This is a genomic window from Butyricicoccus sp. AF35-5AC (assembly GCF_003477715.1).
GTDB lineage: Bacteria > Bacillota > Clostridia > Oscillospirales > Butyricicoccaceae > Agathobaculum > Agathobaculum butyriciproducens.
Genome location: NZ_QUDX01000001.1, coordinates 450,313 through 467,008, shown reverse-complemented (window position 1 = coordinate 467,008; position 16,696 = coordinate 450,313). Strand labels below are relative to the sequence as shown.

At 58.7% G+C, this 16,696-nt stretch carries 13 protein-coding genes; 2 read left to right on the top strand and 11 right to left on the bottom strand.

Features of this window, described 5'->3' with window-relative positions; translation table 11 throughout:
• Positions 1-65: 65 nt before the first annotated feature.
• The 6 genes from DWZ82_RS02170 to DWZ82_RS02145 all read right to left on the bottom strand — a co-directional run bounded on the left by DWZ82_RS02170 (position 66) and on the right by DWZ82_RS02145 (position 6,153).
• Entirely contained in the window at positions 66-479 is a 414-nt protein-coding gene (locus DWZ82_RS02170) for a SoxR reducing system RseC family protein (RefSeq protein WP_158574681.1), read from the bottom strand.
• Positions 480-592: 113 nt separating this feature from the next.
• Positions 593-2,164: an NAD(P)/FAD-dependent oxidoreductase gene (locus DWZ82_RS02165; RefSeq protein WP_243022874.1), complete on the bottom strand. Its 1,572-nt coding sequence runs from the start codon at positions 2,162-2,164 to the stop codon at positions 593-595.
• Between the two features lie 5 nt (positions 2,165-2,169).
• Positions 2,170-3,540: a CdaR family protein gene (locus DWZ82_RS02160; protein WP_118478402.1), complete on the bottom strand. Its 1,371-nt coding sequence runs from the start codon at positions 3,538-3,540 to the stop codon at positions 2,170-2,172.
• Positions 3,537-4,397: a diadenylate cyclase CdaA gene (cdaA, locus tag DWZ82_RS02155; RefSeq protein WP_118360835.1), complete on the bottom strand. Its 861-nt coding sequence runs from the start codon at positions 4,395-4,397 to the stop codon at positions 3,537-3,539. The genes DWZ82_RS02160 and cdaA overlap by 4 nt, the downstream gene beginning before the upstream one ends.
• Positions 4,398-4,814: 417 nt before the next feature.
• Entirely contained in the window at positions 4,815-5,942 is a 1,128-nt protein-coding gene (locus DWZ82_RS02150) for an aminotransferase class V-fold PLP-dependent enzyme (protein WP_118478400.1), read from the bottom strand.
• A gap of 1 nt (position 5,943) precedes the next feature.
• A complete protein-coding gene (locus DWZ82_RS02145; RefSeq protein ID WP_158575054.1) occupies positions 5,944-6,153 on the bottom strand; it encodes a putative Se/S carrier-like protein in 210 nt (69 codons plus the stop codon).
• A gap of 376 nt (positions 6,154-6,529) precedes the next feature.
• Here DWZ82_RS02145 and DWZ82_RS02140 point away from each other — a divergent pair, with 376 nt between their 5' ends.
• Positions 6,530-7,732, top strand: coding sequence for an ATP-binding protein (locus DWZ82_RS02140; protein WP_118478396.1), 1,203 nt, complete (start codon positions 6,530-6,532; stop codon positions 7,730-7,732).
• Between the two features lie 472 nt (positions 7,733-8,204).
• Here the strand turns inward: DWZ82_RS02140 and DWZ82_RS02135 are convergent, their stop codons facing one another.
• The 3 genes from DWZ82_RS02135 to DWZ82_RS02125 all read right to left on the bottom strand — a co-directional run bounded on the left by DWZ82_RS02135 (position 8,205) and on the right by DWZ82_RS02125 (position 12,080).
• Positions 8,205-9,788, bottom strand: coding sequence for a trypsin-like peptidase domain-containing protein (locus DWZ82_RS02135; RefSeq protein ID WP_118478394.1), 1,584 nt, complete (start codon positions 9,786-9,788; stop codon positions 8,205-8,207).
• Positions 9,789-9,944: 156 nt separating this feature from the next.
• Entirely contained in the window at positions 9,945-11,396 is a 1,452-nt protein-coding gene (locus DWZ82_RS02130) for a sensor histidine kinase (protein WP_118478392.1), read from the bottom strand.
• A gap of 3 nt (positions 11,397-11,399) precedes the next feature.
• Positions 11,400-12,080 (bottom strand): response regulator transcription factor, encoded by a 681-nt coding sequence (locus tag DWZ82_RS02125; protein WP_110435133.1) that lies wholly within the window; start codon positions 12,078-12,080, stop codon positions 11,400-11,402.
• A 142-nt stretch (positions 12,081-12,222) separates the two neighbouring features.
• Here DWZ82_RS02125 and tsaA point away from each other — a divergent pair, with 142 nt between their 5' ends.
• A complete protein-coding gene (gene tsaA / locus DWZ82_RS02120) occupies positions 12,223-12,903 on the top strand; it encodes a tRNA (N6-threonylcarbamoyladenosine(37)-N6)-methyltransferase TrmO (RefSeq protein WP_118478390.1) in 681 nt (226 codons plus the stop codon).
• 129 nt (positions 12,904-13,032) lie between these two features.
• Here the strand turns inward: tsaA and DWZ82_RS02115 are convergent, their stop codons facing one another.
• Together DWZ82_RS02115 and DWZ82_RS02110 are read right to left on the bottom strand one after the other, a co-directional pair.
• Positions 13,033-14,907: a DUF4914 family protein gene (locus tag DWZ82_RS02115; protein ID WP_118478388.1), complete on the bottom strand. Its 1,875-nt coding sequence runs from the start codon at positions 14,905-14,907 to the stop codon at positions 13,033-13,035.
• 330 nt (positions 14,908-15,237) lie between these two features.
• Positions 15,238-16,023, bottom strand: coding sequence for a TIGR00282 family metallophosphoesterase (locus DWZ82_RS02110; RefSeq protein ID WP_118478386.1), 786 nt, complete (start codon positions 16,021-16,023; stop codon positions 15,238-15,240).
• Positions 16,024-16,696 lie beyond the last annotated feature (673 nt).

Sequence of the window (16,696 nt, the reverse complement as noted above, 5' to 3'; positions counted from 1 at the left end):
CGAAAATTCATAAAAAATTAAAACTGCCTGTCGTGAAACCACGGTTTCGCCGACTCTATTCCGCATCAAAGCCGCTCTGTGATGGCAAACGGCGCTTCATTTCTGAGCTTCAGCTTATGGCTGTACCACATCGCCGCCAGAATGCCGCCGACGAACAGCACGCCGCCGATGAGCGCGGACAGTCCGCCGCCAAGTTTCATTCCTGCACCGACGCCGTAGCCGACAAAAAACAGCACGAGCGGCAGCAGATACACGAGCACGGCAAAGCCGAGCACCTGCTTGGTCTCGCCCTCGAGCAGCACGCGGTCGCCGACGGACGCATGCGCGTGATTGCGCGCGGTAACGTAAAGTGTCTGGGTTTCCAGACCGCCGCAGCCGCCGCACTTGGCACAGTCATGGCCGCACGCCGAGCGGCGCGTTACCTCGACCTCTGCCAGACCGTTTGGCAGCAGCTTTTTGATGGTTCCCTGTTGGGTCACGTTGAAATCTTCCTCTCTATTATTCAAAACCAGTTGCAGTAATGGGAAATTGAGAATGGAGAATTGAAAATTATGGTCATGCACAAAGCACATTCATTCTCCATTTTCCATTTTCAATCTGCAAACTCTTCCATAATCCGAAATGCCGCTCTGATTCCGTCCACGGCGGCGGACATAATGCCGCCCGCGTATCCGGCGCCTTCGCCGCACGGAATGATGCCGCTGCAGCCGAGTCCGAACAGGTCCTCGCCGCGCGTCATGCGCACCGGAGACGAGGTCCGCGTTTCCGGACCGGTCAGCAGCGCGTCCGCCGTGTCATAGCCGCGAATTTTACGGCCGAAATACGGCAGGCTGTCCCGCAGCATGGTCTGCGCGAAGTCCGGCAGGCAGGCTGCCGCCTCTCCAAGCTCCACGCCGATGGGATAGCTGGGCTTGACCGCACCGAGTTTTCGGGTCGGCTTGCCGTTCAGAAAATCCCCGACCTTCTGGCACGGCGCGCGGTACGAGCCGGTCTGCGTGTACGCCGCGTGCTCGATCCGGCGCTGCAGCGCCACGCCGCCGAACGGTGTTCCGTCATCGTAGTCCTTCGGGTCAACCGACACGGCAAGCGCCGCGTTGGCGTTTTTGCCGTCGCGCGCATGATAGCTCATGCCGTTGGTGACGACCGTGTTCTCCTCGCTCTGTGCCGCAACGACCACGCCGCCCGGGCACATGCAGAAGGAATAGCACGCGCGTCCGTCGGCTCTGCGCGAGAGATTGTACTCCGCAGGCGGCAGCATGGGATGTCCCGCCGCCTTTCCGTACAGAGCACGGTCGATCTCGGTCTGCAGGTGCTCGATGCGCACGCCCACCGAGAACGCCTTCGGCTCAAAGTACACGCCGTTTCCGTGCAGCGCGGCAAAGGTGTCGCGCGCCGAGTGACCGATGGCCAGCACCGCCCGCTCGCAGGCGATGTCCTGCCCGTCCGCCTCGACGGCGCAGAGCGCACCGTTTTTGACCGAAACGCCGGTCAGCGGCGTGCGGAAGCGCACTTCACCGCCGTTTTTGATGATCTCGCGGCGCATTTCGCGCACAACATTCTTGAGGATATCCGTGCCGACGTGCGGCTTCGCCTTTTTGACGATATCCGCCGGAGCACCGTGCGCAGCAAGGATTTCCAGCACGTTGTCGCACAGCGGATCACCGATGCGCGTGGTCAGCTTGCCGTCCGAGTAAGCGCCGGCGCCGCCCTCACCGAACTGGATATTGCAGTCGGTATCGAGCGCACCGCCCTTCCAGAACGCATCCACAACCTTGTCGCGCTCGTCCAGATCTCCGCCGCGCTCGAGCACGAGCGGACGGTAGCCGTGCTTTGCCAGCACATAGGCGGCGAACAGTCCCGCAGGGCCGAGACCGACTACCACCGGACGGTGCTCGAGCCGCTTTTCGCCGTGCGGAATGACGATTTTCGTATTGGGTTTATAACGCACGAAGGGCATTTGCAGTTTTTCCGCAAATGCCTTTTCGTCGAACGGCGCGTCCAGACGCACCGAATATACCCGGCTGATCTGTCCGCGCCGCGCGTCAATGCTGACGCGGCAGACCGCCGCTTGTATGTCGTTTGCCGTCAGACCGGTCAGCCGGCGTGCCTCCGCAATGGCGGCCTGCTCCGGCAGATCAAACGGCAGACGGATGCCGGTTACCATCAGGCTCACTGGCTGCCACCGCCCTTTCTTGTACGGTGCGCGGTCGGCTCTGCGACCGTGCTGTCCGTATCGTCTGTGCTGTCTGTCTTATCCGAGGTGATCGTCTCATCCGACGCATGCGGGTCGGTGATCTCAATCTCGACCTCGATATCCTCCTCGACGAGCGTTACGCCGCTCGGCAGACCGACGGTCGTAGCCACGCCCTTGACCGTGTGCCTGCCGACGCCGAGCGATACCGAATCGTAGGTCAGACCGATGGACAGGTTATTCACATCGACCTTCTTCAGCTGGCTTTCACTGCCGCGCAGCTCCATCTCGACCGACTTGGTGAGGATGTTGACCGTGTACGGCGTATTCTCCTGCGCGGTGTCGTTCCACGCGAACTTGGAGACCTGCACCTTGCGGGTTGCAACACCGTCCACCGAGATGGTGACGTTTGCCGTTTCCGGCTGGCCACTGACAAGCGAAACGCCGCTCGGCAGCTTATCCTTGATGGACATGGAGATCGGCGTGCCCGTGTGGACGCTGCCGAGGTCGATCTCACCGAGGTTGATCTCCTTGATGTCGCTCAGCACCGCCTGATCGCTTGCGATAACCTCTACGTTCTCCGGGTCGATGACGCACTGCACCTGATTCTGCGTCAGGCTGCCGCCGTCCTTGAGGATAACGGTCAGCGGAATTTTGTTGACGCGGTAGATCGGAACCGAAACCTTGATCTTTTCGGTCTGGCTGGTGATATAGTTCGAGGTGAACGCCGCACCGTCCTGATCATACAGGGTTATCCTGCATTCGTAGTTGGTCAGCGAGGAATTGCGGCCGGTAACATCCACGGCTGCAACCGCCTTGGCCACCTGCGCCAGATCGGTTGCCGGACCGAAAACGGTGACCTTTTTGGTGGCCGCGGTCGGCTTGCCTGCGCGGTAGCCGTCGCTCGGTGTGCCGGTCACATTGACCTCGATCGGAACATCCTTGCTCTCCACGCGGTCCACGCGGACGTGCACCTTGCCGGGATTGACATAGTTAGTCTCCACGCCGGACTTGCTGACCGACACGGTGACCGGAAGATCGTATTCATTCGCCTCGGTCAGACCCGAGATATCCACCGTTGCGGTGATCTGGCTGGCGCGGACCTCGCCGACGCTCTTGCTCTGACCGCGCAGGCTGACAGTGACCGTTGTGTTCTCGCCCTCGATGAGTTCCAGACCGGTCGATGCTTTCAGCTGCGACGCACCGATGACGCGCACCGGCACATCGTCAAAGCGCATGTTGCGCTCAGGATTGTCAATATCCATAACAACTGCCCACAGAACGATAGACAGCGCCAGCGACAGGAGCTTCAGCAGAAAATCCTGCTTTTTGATAAAATTCTTCTTCACTTGCCGGCACCTCCCTTCCACTTGTCGCGGATGGCGGCAATACGGCTTTTTTCGTTCCTGTTCCTGAGTTCATCGCCGAGCAGCTCGCTCTCGAGCATTTTCTGCAGAATTTCGGGCGACAGATGGCGCTTGAGCATGCCGCCGATGGCGACAGAGATCGCGCCGGTCTCCTCGGAGACGACGACGAGCACGCTGTCCGCGGTCTCGCTCATGCCGACAGCCGCGCGGTGGCGCGTGCCGAGGTCGCGCGACAGACCCTGATTGCCGGAAAGCGGCAGCACGCAGCCTGCAGCGCACACCCGTCCGGCACGGACGATCATGGCGCCGTCATGCAGCGGGCTGTTCTTGAAGAAAATGTTCTTGATCAGCTCGGCAGACGGTGCTGCGTCCACTCTCGTGCCGGTGGCGATGATCTCGCCGAGACGCTCCTTGCGCTCGAACACGATGAGCGCGCCGGTCTTGGTCCTGGACATATCCGCGCACGCGGAAACGGTTGCAACGATCATGCTCTCCACCACATTCGGGTCGGTATCCGGAATCAGCATGCGGCTGAGGTTTCCCTTGCCGAGCTGCTCGAGCAGGCGGCGCAGCTCCGGCTGAAAAATGACCACAACGGCGAATACGCCGACGCTGAGCGCGTTGCGCAGCAGCCACGAGATCATGGTCAGATGCAGGAAGCTGGCGAACAGCATGATAAGCACCAGAACAAGAATACCCTTGGCCAGTCGTGCGGCGCTGGTATCCTTCAGCAGCTTCATAACACGGTAAATGATATACGCCACGACGAGGATATCCACCACGTCGATCGGCGTCATTGTGCGGAATTGATCAAACGCACTGAAAAAAGAACTTATCATGGTCCGCCATGATAAATTCGGTGAGAATACATTTTGCAGCGCTCCCATTTTGTCACCTATCCTAACTTGCTCCTCATTTTTTGGCTGTCGCCAAACCACGGTTTGGCCGACAACAGGAACGGACCGTGGGCCGTTCCAAAGTCGTCCGAAAGTTCCCATTCGGAAACTTTCTCCCTCTCAGGGCATAAAAACCAGCGCTATCCTTGCGCGGCTTCTTGGCCGCGCTGCGCCGATACATGCTCCCGTTTTTTATGAATTTGCTGAGCAAATTCTATTTTATGCGCGCTGACGCGCGAAGAAAAAACAAATCGGTAAAGCACAGACTTCTTTTCGACAAGCCGCAGTCTGTTACCTTTACAGAAAGCCATGTTTTACCTTACTTATACTACCACAAATCCGGCTTTCTGTATAGCGTGTTCACAGTTTTTTTACCAATCTGCAAACTTTGTCTGCGGCCTGCTCCAGCTGCCGCGCCGTCGAGTAGAACGACAGGGACAGCCGCACGGTTCCGGTGTCCTCCGTGCCCGCCGTCCGGTGCGCGAGCGGCGCACAGTGCAGCCCCGCCCGGGTGCACACTCCCTCGTCCGAGAGCATATCCGCGAGCACCTCACTCGGCGTGCCGGGAACGCGGAAGGACAGCACGCCGGTCTGCTCCTTTCCGGCAAAACACTCGATTTTGCTTTCGCGGGAGAGCGCACGGGCAAGCTCATGCACCAGCCGTCTCTCCTGCCCGGCAATGTGCGCCGGCGTGACCGCCCGGACAAAGGCGATGCCCGCCGCGAGACCCGCGATGCCGGGCACGTTCGGCGTGCCGCTCTCGAGCGCATCCGGCAGAAAATCCGGCTGGCGCATCTCCTCGGACAGACTGCCCGTTCCTCCGGTCAGCAGCGGCTTCGCGGCAATCCGGTCGTCGAGCGCCAGCAGAATGCCCGTGCCCATCGGTCCGTACAGCGCCTTGTGTCCGGGCATACACACCGCCGCAAGACACGGATAGCGCTTTACGTCAATCTCTGCCACGCCCGCCGACTGCGACGCATCCAGGATGAGCGGCACTCCTGCCGCCGTCAGCAATTCCGCGATTTCGTCCAGCGGCGCAATGCTGCCGAACACGTTGGAAACGTGGCTGAGTATCATCAGGTCGGCACCGTGTTCCAGCGCCTGTTTCAGCGCAGAAACCATAGCCGCGCCGTCCCACAGCGGCGTATCCAGCACGGTAGGCTCGATATTTCGAGCCGTCAGCGGCCGCATGACCGCATTGTGCTCGTAACCGCTCACAATGACGCGGGAATCCGGCGCAACCAGAGCATTTACCGCAATATTCAGCGCATGTGTGGCGTTCAGCGTGAAAATGACTCGCTCCGGCTCGCCCACGCCGAACAGCGCCGCTGCCTGCTCCCGGCAGGCGTACACCAGCTCTCCCGCTCGACTGGCTGCCGCGTAGCTGCCTCGTGCGTAGCCTGCCGCGCCGTACATCGCACGGCGAACCGCCTGCTCGACCGCCCGCGGCTTATACAAGGTGGTGGCAGCATTATCCAGATAGATCATGTCAGTCCTCCCGCAGCACACGGCACGGCGGCACACCAAGCTGACGCAGCCGATGCACAGCCCAGTCCGCCTGCTGCGCGCTCACGCGCACCGCCCATCCGCAGGATTCGGTTCGTTCGTGACGCGGCGGGCGCGCGACCTCTCCCGGTACACCCAACCGCGCCAAATGCCGCCGCAGGCCGATGGCCTCGGTCTGACTGCGGCAGATCAACAGCGCATAACCGCCCATAAGGGCACTCCTCCCTCCCAATTCTGAGAAACTAAGGCAATACCGCATAATTGAACAAAAGCGATTTGTGAGTAAATTTTGCGGACTGACGAGGCGCAGTTTTGCGGTAATACTTGATGTATTACCGTGAAATCTCGGCAGCGCGGACGGAACTCGCGCAAGGAACCGAAGCCAAAGTCAGGGCACAAAATTTCCGCAAAGCGCCGCGGCAGCGCGACCGGAGCCTGCGCAAGGAGCCGCAGCTTTAATTGTGCGGTGTTGCCCTAAGGTTTCTCCCCTCATACTATGTTGAAATGAGCGAAAAAGTGTGCTATGCTGATTAGGTTATAAACTACAATCCTGACTGGAGTTGAAAACAATGGAGCTTTCCGCCCTTTCCCTGCGTCTGCGCGCGCTTTCCGTGCTGCGCGGACTGCTTTCCCATCCGCTGGTGCGCGCCTACGGCGACACGCTGACCGCGCTCGACAGCACCGCCGCCGACTTTGCCGACCGCTACGGCGCATTGTGCGCGACCCGCTTCTCCTGCGGCGATATCGCGCAGGCAGTGCTCGACGCCGTGCACTTTGACACCAACACCCTGACCGATACCATCAACGCACCGAAAGCGGCTGTGCTCAACGCCGCAACCCACGATCTGGACGTGCTGAACGCTCTGCTCGCGCTCGACGGCGAAGCCTTCAAGTCCGCCGCAGCGGACAAGTTCTACGAGCCTGCCCTCGAGGATCTGCCGGACTTCGAGGCCGCGGACTCGCTTCCGTTCTCCACCGGTGCTGCACTTGCCGATTACTACCGCGAGGAGGGCTACGGCTTCTTCGCACAGTCCTCGGCGTTTGCCATGCAGGACGACGGCTCGGCGACCCCGATCGTGCATCCCGATGCCATCCGTCTGCACGACCTGCCCGGCTACGAGATGCAGAAGCAGAAAATCCTTAAAAACACGCTTGCCTTCCTCGACGGACGCGACGCCAACAACATCCTGCTCTACGGCGACAAGGGCACCGGCAAGTCCTCGACCGTCAAGGCGGTTGCCAATGAGTACGCCGACCGCGGCCTGAAGATCATCGAGATGTCTCCGCGGCATATCACCAACTTCCCCAAGCTGTTCGAGCAGACCCTGCGTTCGCCGTTCCGTTTCATCGTGTTCCTCGACGACCTGACCTTCAGCAGCGAGGACGACAACTTTGCCGCACTCAAGGCATTTATCGAGGGCGGTCTGGCCGGAAAGCCGTCCAATCTGGTCATTTACGCAACCTCCAACCGCCGTCATCTCATCCGTGAGAGCATGGCTGACCGTCAGGGCGATGAGGTGCGCGTGCGTGATACCCTCGAGACCGTCACCTCGCTGTCCGACCGTTTCGGTCTGGAGATCACCTTCTCCGTGCCGGATAAGGACGAGTATCTGTACATCGTCGAGCAGCTGGCCAAGGAGAACGACCTGAACCTTGATATCGACGAGCTGCACCTGCTTGCAGAGCGCTTCGCGCTGCGCCGCAATGGTCGCTCGCCGCGTACCGCAAGACAGTTCATCAGCCAGCAGCTGGCGGAGCAGTATGGCAAGTAATTGAAAATGGAGAATGGAGAATGATTTCATTTTTCATTTCTGCATCTAAATAAAACAAAACGCAGACCTTAAAATCATAGGTCTGCGTTTTGTTGCTATTGTGGAATCATTTCCGTTGTTTCGAAGTGTTTTGGGTATTGCATACGCTCTACCGTAGGGTGCGCCGACCTCGGCGCACCGTGTAAACCATCTGCACATGGTATACCGTAGGGGCGCACATTGTGCGCCCGCAACACGTTCGATTTTACGTTGCGTAGGAGCACACTGTGCTCCCCTACGAGATAGATTGTGCCAATCGTTAGATGCGGTGCGCCGAGGTCGTACCCCAGGGCACCTTCTCTTGCGGCGTTGCCGCAATTCACCTTGTCGCACCCTACGGAAAACCGCTCTATTATATTTCTCGAAATGAAAAAATGGAGAATGGCTGACCGTTACATCAATTCTCCATTCTCCATTTTCAATCCTCAATTATTTACCAGCCGAACGAACCAAACGGACTGGAGAACCGATAGCTGCCGTAGCCGTCATTCTGCTGCGAATTATCGCTCTGGCTGCTCTGGCGCTGCTGAGTCTGGGCATTCGGGTCATCGCCCTCGAGGTCGTGCGAATCGGTCAGCGTGATGGTGATATTGAGCGTCTTGCCGGTCGAAATGCGGTATACGCTCAGCGTCAGCTTGTCGCCGGCCTTCTTATCCTGCTTGAGTTCGTTTACCTTATCCATGTCCGGGGTCGGGGTACCGTCAACCGCGGTGATGACATCACCGACCTGCAAACCCTCGCTTGCAGCCTTTGCGCGGGAATCAATGGAATATACCTGCACGCCGGACACCTTGCCGTCCGCGGACTCAACGTTCTGGCCGGTGATACCGATGGACGGACGGCCGGAAACGTAACCGTTCTGAATCAGCTCATCAACAATATCCTTGGCGGTGTTGATCGGGATGGCAAAGCCCATGCCCTCAACGGTGGCGCTGCCGAACGCATTGCCGGACAGCTTAGCGGATGTGATACCGACCACCTGACCGTACTTGTTGATGAGTGCGCCGCCGGAGTTGCCGTTGTTGATGGAAGCATCGGTCTGAATCAGCGTCATAACACGGTCATTGACGGTCAGATCGCGGTTGATAGCGGAAATACGGCCGCCGGTGATGGTGTTCGCAAACTGTACACCGCCGGGAGAACCGATCGCGTAGGCATACTCGCCCGGCTCCAGCTCATCCGAGTCACCGAACTCTGCGGCGGTCAGGTCGCTTGTCGGCGTTACCTTGATGACCGCAAGGTCGGTCTGCTCATCCGTGCCGATGATCTCGGCATCAAGAGAGGTGCCGTCGCTCAGCTGTACGGAAACCGACTGCGCGCCGTCCACAACGTGGTTGTTGGTGATGATGTAGCCGTCCTTGCTCATGATGACGCCCGAGCCGCTGCCCGTGCCCTCAGAGGTGGTGGAGATAACCGAAACGACCGACGGATTGACCTTTTTGTAGATATCCTCACCGGCCATGCCGTCCGCGGTATCGTAGTTGTCCGAGGAGTTGCTCGAATCCGACTCCGGCTTGCTGTTGATCTGCAGCGTCGGCGCGGAATCCGAGGTCGATGCCGAAGCGCCGGAATCGCTGTTTGCATTGCCGCTGAACGCCATATTACCGACAACGGCGCCGCCTGCAAACAGCAGGCACGCAGCTGCTACACCGCACAGACCGAGCGCTAAGCCTCTGCTGTGCTTTTTATTCTTCGGGGTGTGCGGCTTCTGGCTCATCGGCGGAACCTCGCCGAAGCCGGTCTGCTGCTGCGCCTGATGGAACTCCGGATGCTGCACCGGCGTCTGGAACGGCGTGCGCGGCTCCTCTGCCTGCGACTGATCGTTCTGCGGTGCCTGTGCAGGCTGTTCTGCCTGCGGCTGGTCGTTCTGCGGTGCCTGTGCAGGCTGTTCTGCCTGCGGCTGCTGCATCGGCTGCTCGCTCTGCGGTGCGGTGTTCCGGGTTTCGGCGGTCGGCTGTTCGTTATTCTGATCGCTGCTGTTCAGCGGTGTTTTGTTGTTCATGTTGAAGTCGTCCATGATACTGACCTCCTATCGTTTTTGTACCTTTATTGTAAAATTGCTTTGTGGTAGTTTGTTGAAAACAATATGAATAAATTTTGAACACTCAATCAAGAATCTGTGTCCGTACAGAGAACGACCTCCCTGTGCATTGCTGCACACGGAGGTCGTTATTTAGGCGTTATTCGGTTTATTCTGCTCCGGTGCGAGCGGCAGGGTGAACTCAAACTCGGTTTCGCCGCCGCCCGAGCGGACGGAGATCTCGCCGCCGTGCAGGTTGATGATGTTCTTCACAATATACAGGCCGAGACCTGCGCCGGTCTTATCCATCGAGCGCGAACGATCGGTCTTGTAGAAGCGGTCGAACACATGCGGCAGATCCTCCGCCGAAATGCCGATACCGGTGTTGCTGATGGCGAACACGCACAGCTGTCCCTCCTGATGGACCTTCAGCCTCAGCGTACCGCCGTCCTCGATGAACTTTACCGCGTTATCAGTCAGGTTGTACACCACGCGGTACAGGTGGTCGCGGTCACCCATGACGGTCAGCCGTTCCTCGAGATCGCACTGCACATCCAGCTTCTTTTTCTCAATCTTCTGCTCGAACGAGAGCAGGATCTGCGCTGTCATTTCGGTAAAGTCGAACGGCGCCGGACTGAGGATCAGCTCGCCGGACTGAATTTTTGCGGCATCCAGCATGCGGTTTACCATGCGGGACAGGCGTTTGGTCTCCTCCGCGATGATCTTCAGGTACTTGTCGCGCTGGTCGAGCGGAATCGTGCCGTCGATCATGCCGTCCACAAAGCCGCCGATGGTCGTCATCGGGGTCTTGAACTCGTGGCTGACGTTGGAAATAAAGCCGCGGGTCAGCTCCTCGAGCTGGTCAAGGTCGCGCGCCATGTTGTTGAACGAGACCGCCAGCTCGTCAATCTCGTAGCAGCGGTTGTCCTCGGGCACGCGCACATCGAAGTTGCCGCCCGCGAATTCCTTAGCGGCGGCGGCAATCGTCTTGAGCGGACGCGTGACGTGCTGAGAGATCATGAACGAAATCACCAGCATGACCGCCAGTGTCACCAGCAGGATGAGCACGAGCGTCTGCGTCGAGTGACGCACCACGCCTGCCGAATTCGGGTCCTGCGTGGAGACGAAGATCATCAAATCCGCATCGCCGTTATCATCCTTGACACAGGTGCCCACCGTGTAAAACGAGGACTCACTCAGCACGCCGAGTGACCCGACAGACGCATAACTGCCGTTTTTGTGCATCTCCGCGACCACTTCGTTTGAGATATGATAGCCGGGCAGCGTGTAGGTCGTGCCGTCCGGCTTGGCGCCCATTTCAATGTTGCCGTCCGCGTCCGTGATGAGCACGGTCAGCTCATCCTCCTTCGCCACGCGCGCGATAGACAGCACGTAAATCTGACGGATCACGTCAGAGTCCGTACCCTCGAGCAGCTTGCTCTGCTCGGCAAGGCTCTGCACGGTCGTGCGCAGCTCGGTCTGCTTGGCGTGTAGCGCGTAGCTGCTCATCTGGTAGCAGAACACCACGCCGGCCAGTGCAAACGCGCACACGATCAAAATCAGGTGGGCCACATAGTCCTTGAAGAAAAAACTGCGTCTGCCCATGGCTTACTCCTTGGTCTCAAACTTGTAGCCGACACCCCATACGGTTTTCAGCTCCCACTTGTCCGAAACGCCCTCCAGCTTTTCGCGCAGACGCTTGACGTGTACGTCAACCGTTCTCGTGTCACCGAAATAGTCAAAGCCCCAGACATCGTCGAGCAGCTGTGCGCGGGTGAACACGCGGTTCGGGCTGGAGGCGAGGAAGTACAGCAGCTCGATCTCCTTCGGCGGTGCGTCCACGCGCTTGCCCTTGATGACCAGATCGTACGCCTGCTTGTCGATCACCAAATTGTCAAACGACAGCTTCTCGGGCGCATCATCCGGCGCCATGCGGCGAAATACCGCACGCACGCGCGCAATGACCTCCGGCATTTCGAGCGGCTTGACGATGTAGTCGTCCGCGCCCATCTCCAGACCGGAAACGCGGTCTGCGGTTTCGCCTTTGGCCGTCAGCATGATGATCGGCACATCGCTCTCCGCGCGGATCTCCCTGCAGACCGCCCAGCCGTCCATCACCGGCATCATCACGTCGAGCAGCAGCATGTCCGGCTTGTCGGACTTCCACTTTTTGATGCCCTCCACGCCGTTTTCCGCTTCAAGCACCGTGTAGCCTTCGCGCTCCAGATACAGGCGCAGCAGCTCACGGATGTTGGCCTCGTCCTCTACGATCAATATCTTCTTGGGCATAGTTCTCCCCTGCTTTCCCAGTTTAATCTGATTCTATTATAGCGCGTTTTGAGGTGGAATGCATTAACATTTTGTAAAACACCGCTTTGCACCTGACAGTTCCTGTGCTATACTGAATATATCACCCCAAAGGAGAATTCTTATGTCACAGACGGTAGAAATGCATATTATTGCGCGGATACACAGCGATTTTCCCACCAAATTCGGCATTCCGCGGCAGAGCGGACTGGCAGACGTACCGGCGCGCATTGTATTCGAGCCGGAATACCGCAACGCAGATGCGCTGCGCGGCATCGAGGGTTTCTCTCACCTGTGGCTCATCTGGCAGTTTTCGGCAGCCGTGCGTGACGGCTGGTCACCGACCGTGCGCCCGCCCAAGCTAGGCGGCAACAAGCGCATCGGCGTGTTTGCGACGCGCTCGCCGTTCCGGCCGAACGAGATCGGACTATCCTCGGTGCGCCTTGACCGCGTGGAGCCCAACACGCCGGACGGTCCGGTGCTGCACATTTCGGGCGCGGATCTGATGGACGGCACGCCGATTTTCGACATCAAGCCGTATCTCGCGTACACGGACTCGCATCCGGAGGCGCTCGGCGGCTTTGCGCTCACGACCGATGCTGTGCGGGTTGAGTGTCCGGCGCAGCTGCTCGACAAGCTGCCCGAGGAGCGCCGTCAAACCCTGCTGAACGTGCTCGCGCAGGACCCGAGGCCGGGGTATCAGCATGAGCCGGGCCGCGTGTACGGGTTCCCGTTTGCGGGATTTGAGGTAAGATTCACCGTGGAAGGTGACTTGCTGACCGTTCTGCAAATCGAGAGCCGCTAACTATTCTGCGGTAAATTTTACACGGGGGCGCACAAACTGCGCAGGCGGTTCATGTTCCCCGTCTATTCCGTGCCGAAAACGAAAAAATCACCGAAACGATTTGTTTCGGTGATTTTCTTTTACGTTCTATTAGAGGCCGGTCGGAGTGATCTTCTCGAAGTCCTCCAGCGTGCCGCCGTTCATGAAGCAGTCGATGATCTGCTTGCCGAGCGGCTCAAGCTCCGGCGTATCGAACTTCGCCAGTTCCTTGCGGAAGAAGTCGGTCAGGATCTTTGCACCTGCATCGTAGCCGTCGGTGCCTACGCGGTCCTGCGTATCAACGCGCAGGAACTTAGAGCGGATCTTCTGGCCGTCGATGGTCAGATCCTTCATCGCGTAGCCGAGCAGCGGGCAGCGTGCCGGTTCGAGGTGCTCGCGGCGGATCTTTGCGCCGCCGTGGCGTGCCAGATACTCACGGGAGATCCACTCAGCCGCAAAGCCGACCTTGTAAACGCCGATGTGCTGGTTCGGGATCAGGACGTAGCGGGTGTTCGGGCTGTCCACGATCTGGTGCAGCAGCAGGTTGGCCTGCTTTACGCGCTTGCCGGTTGCAAACGGCCAGTAGGAACCAACGCCCTCGCTCTTCAGCTCGTTGCCGGTTACGATAGACGGGTTATTGAAGCCGCGCGGTGCGATCAGACGCCACAGCCAAGCCAGTGCCGGCGGAATGATATGCAGCATACCCATGATGCCGTAGTTCGGGTTATCGCGGGTGGAGGGGGGCATACGAACGCCGAAAGAGCGTACGTCTACTTCTACCGGCTCCTTGACGATGTTCGGAACATCCCAGCGCGGCACGATGGCACGCGGGTTGGAGCACGGCTTGCCGTTGGAATCCAGGGTGTGCTCCCAGATCAGCAGGGTTGCACCCGGATGGCCTTCCATGTTGAAGAAGCACAGCGGCTCCTTCGGCTCGGTGCAGATGCGCTCGTAAACCGGATCGCAGCCGTAGTGGGTTACGCCGTCCATGCGGAGGAACCAGCCGTCCTCACCGTCAACGAGTACCAGCTTGCCGGAGTTGTTCTGCACGCCCGGATAGCAGGTAGCCATATCGTCGCACACCGGCTCAATCTTGCAGGTGGAGCTGATATGCAGGTAGGTCTTTTCGCCCGTTACCGTGTTGGTAGAGAGCAGCACCTCGCCGTCCGGCTCGCGGGCGATGTCCTGCAGCATCTCGCTCTTGCCGCCGCCGGAAGCGCCCTCGTGCATGATGACAAGCTCGTTCTCGTACGGGGTGATCAGACGGCCTGCAGAAGTATGGCAGGTGGTCCAGCCCTCCTGCTCGCCAATGTCGAGCAGTACGGAGTAAACACCCTTCTTGGCAGACGGGCCCGGATACAGGTTGTAGGAGAATACCTCGTGGCAGTCATCCAGACGGTTGTGAACAACAACCTGCTTGCCCTCAAAGTGGGTGTGACGGAACGGAGGTGCAACGTAGATGATCGCACGCGGCTTGTAGCCCTCGGTCTCCTCTGCGCTTACAAAGCCCTGCAGATGTGCCAGCGCGAATGCGAAGAACGCGCACTGCTTCGGGCATACGAGCATGGAGCCGTAGCCGTACTGGTTGCCGCCGGAATTAAACGGCATGAGGATCAGCTCCTGCGTCTTGAACCAGTCCATGGTCTCGCGGCGCAGCTTGTCGAACTTGTAGCCGTACACATCCGCAAAGCGCTTCTTGTCGGTCGGCTTGTCGTCTGCGATACGCATGCAGTCCGGCTCGCGGCGGCGCATGTAATCCTCTGCAAAGTTGACGGATGCGCCGTTCTTGCAGCGTACAACGTCAGCTTCCTTGATCTGACCCTTGCCCGGTACATCGAATACAACGTCGTACACGTCGGCATGTTCCGGACCGAATACCATGTCGTACAGTTCCGCCTTGCTGGTGGGAACAACTACGCCCTTGCAGTTCTCGATGACATCGGTCAATTCATCGGTAAAGGTGAATTTGGTGAGCAATGAGTTCATCTGTATCATTTCCTCCTTAAGCACCGCGGAGTCCCTCGCCACGGCATGCTAACCGGGCCGGTTAAATTTCTTAACCTTTGCCCCATTGTCTTTCGATTATAGCATACCGCAAAACCCACCCTCTCGTCAACTGTGATTTTGCTTTTTTTGCAAGTTGAATTACAAGTTCTTGCAAAATGTACAAAACCTGAGGGATTTCTCACTGTTTTCCCGACACGGTCACTTGTCCGCCGATAGGACTTTTTTACGGAAACGTTTCCGCATGGCAAAATCCGTTTCACAATGCGCAATCGTGTATCAAAAGTGCGATACTGTGCATCTGCGTACACTTTATCTCACATTCCAGCGCTCCCACACGCGGGTGACGGAATTGCATTTTCCGTTTCTCGTAATATCGAACAGCGCACCGGCTACTGCACAGTCGCCCTCGGCCGTCTTGAAATACTCGGTCAGGTCACCGCGAAACATGGCGATGGACTGCTCCACGCGTACGCCGAGCACGGACACGATCGGGCCGGTCATGCCGATATCCGTGATATAGCCGGTGCCCTTGGGATTGACGCGCTCATCCGCGGTCTGCACATGCGTGTGCGTACCCCAGACAGCCGCCGCGCGGCCATCGAGGTAATAGCCCATGGCCAGCTTTTCGCTCGTGGCGTTCGCGTGGATTTCGGCAAGCGCCACGTCGTACATGCCCTCGTTTTCCTTGAGGATGCGGTCTGCACACAGGAACGGATTATCCGGGCCGAATTTCATGTCGCAGCGGCCGATCAGGTTCATGACGAGCAGGCGCATGCCCTGCGGGCCGTCATAAATGCCCCAGCCCCGACCGGGGCTTTGCGGCGCAAGATTGGCCGGACGGAGAACATCCGAACGGCTGTCCAGATACGGCACGATCTGCTGCTTGCCGAACACATGGTTGCCGAGCGTGATCACGTCCGCGCCGGCGGCAAAAATGTCATCTGCCTGACGCGGGAGAACGCCGTTTCCGGCTGCATTTTCGCCGTTTACGATGACGAAATCTGCGCCGGTGTCGCGCTTGATGCGGCGGAGCAGGCCGTGAAGCGCGTCGATACCCGCCTCACCGACCACATCGCCGATGACTAATAGTTTCATGGATTACCTCTTTCTATCATTGCTGCAAGCCGTTGATTGGTTCCACTGGATTCAGCGAGGAGTGCGCCGCCGCTGTGGCGGGAGCATGCCGCGCCCCGCGGCGAGGGCGCCGTACCCACGGCGAGGGGCAAGAGGGTAGACACCTACGGTTTCTACCCTCTTAACTCCCGTTTCCCTTTGTTTCCGAGTCTGGCGCAGATTACCGACATGTGACCGCTGCGAAACAGGGGGGAACGACAGTCGGGTTACCGTCGCGTGTCTTTCGTGAAATATTCGCAGTTCACAGATAGCGTACTGCTACACAGGTCGGAGGGTCTCCGCAGGCGCAACATAACAGTGTTGCGCAACTTGTTCGCACGTTATAATAGACAGGGCCTACGAAGATAAACTGTACCAAATACCTAAATCGTAGGTGCCTTCCGTAATCTCCAGACTAACGAGTTGCGCGACACGGGTATGTCGCGCCTGCGTAGAGTAAACCGTATGTGTAGCAGTACGGTCTCGGACACTGCGAATAGGCTGCTCAAGAGGACGGACTCCGAAGGTAGTCCGTCCGTAGCAGAGGAAAAATCCTCTGTCGTTCCCCTTTTCGAAGCGGTCGCCGCTCTCCGATTTTCGCCGAGCTAACAAAGAAGGGAAAGGTAGGAGTTCAAAGAGGAAGGAAAACCGCAGG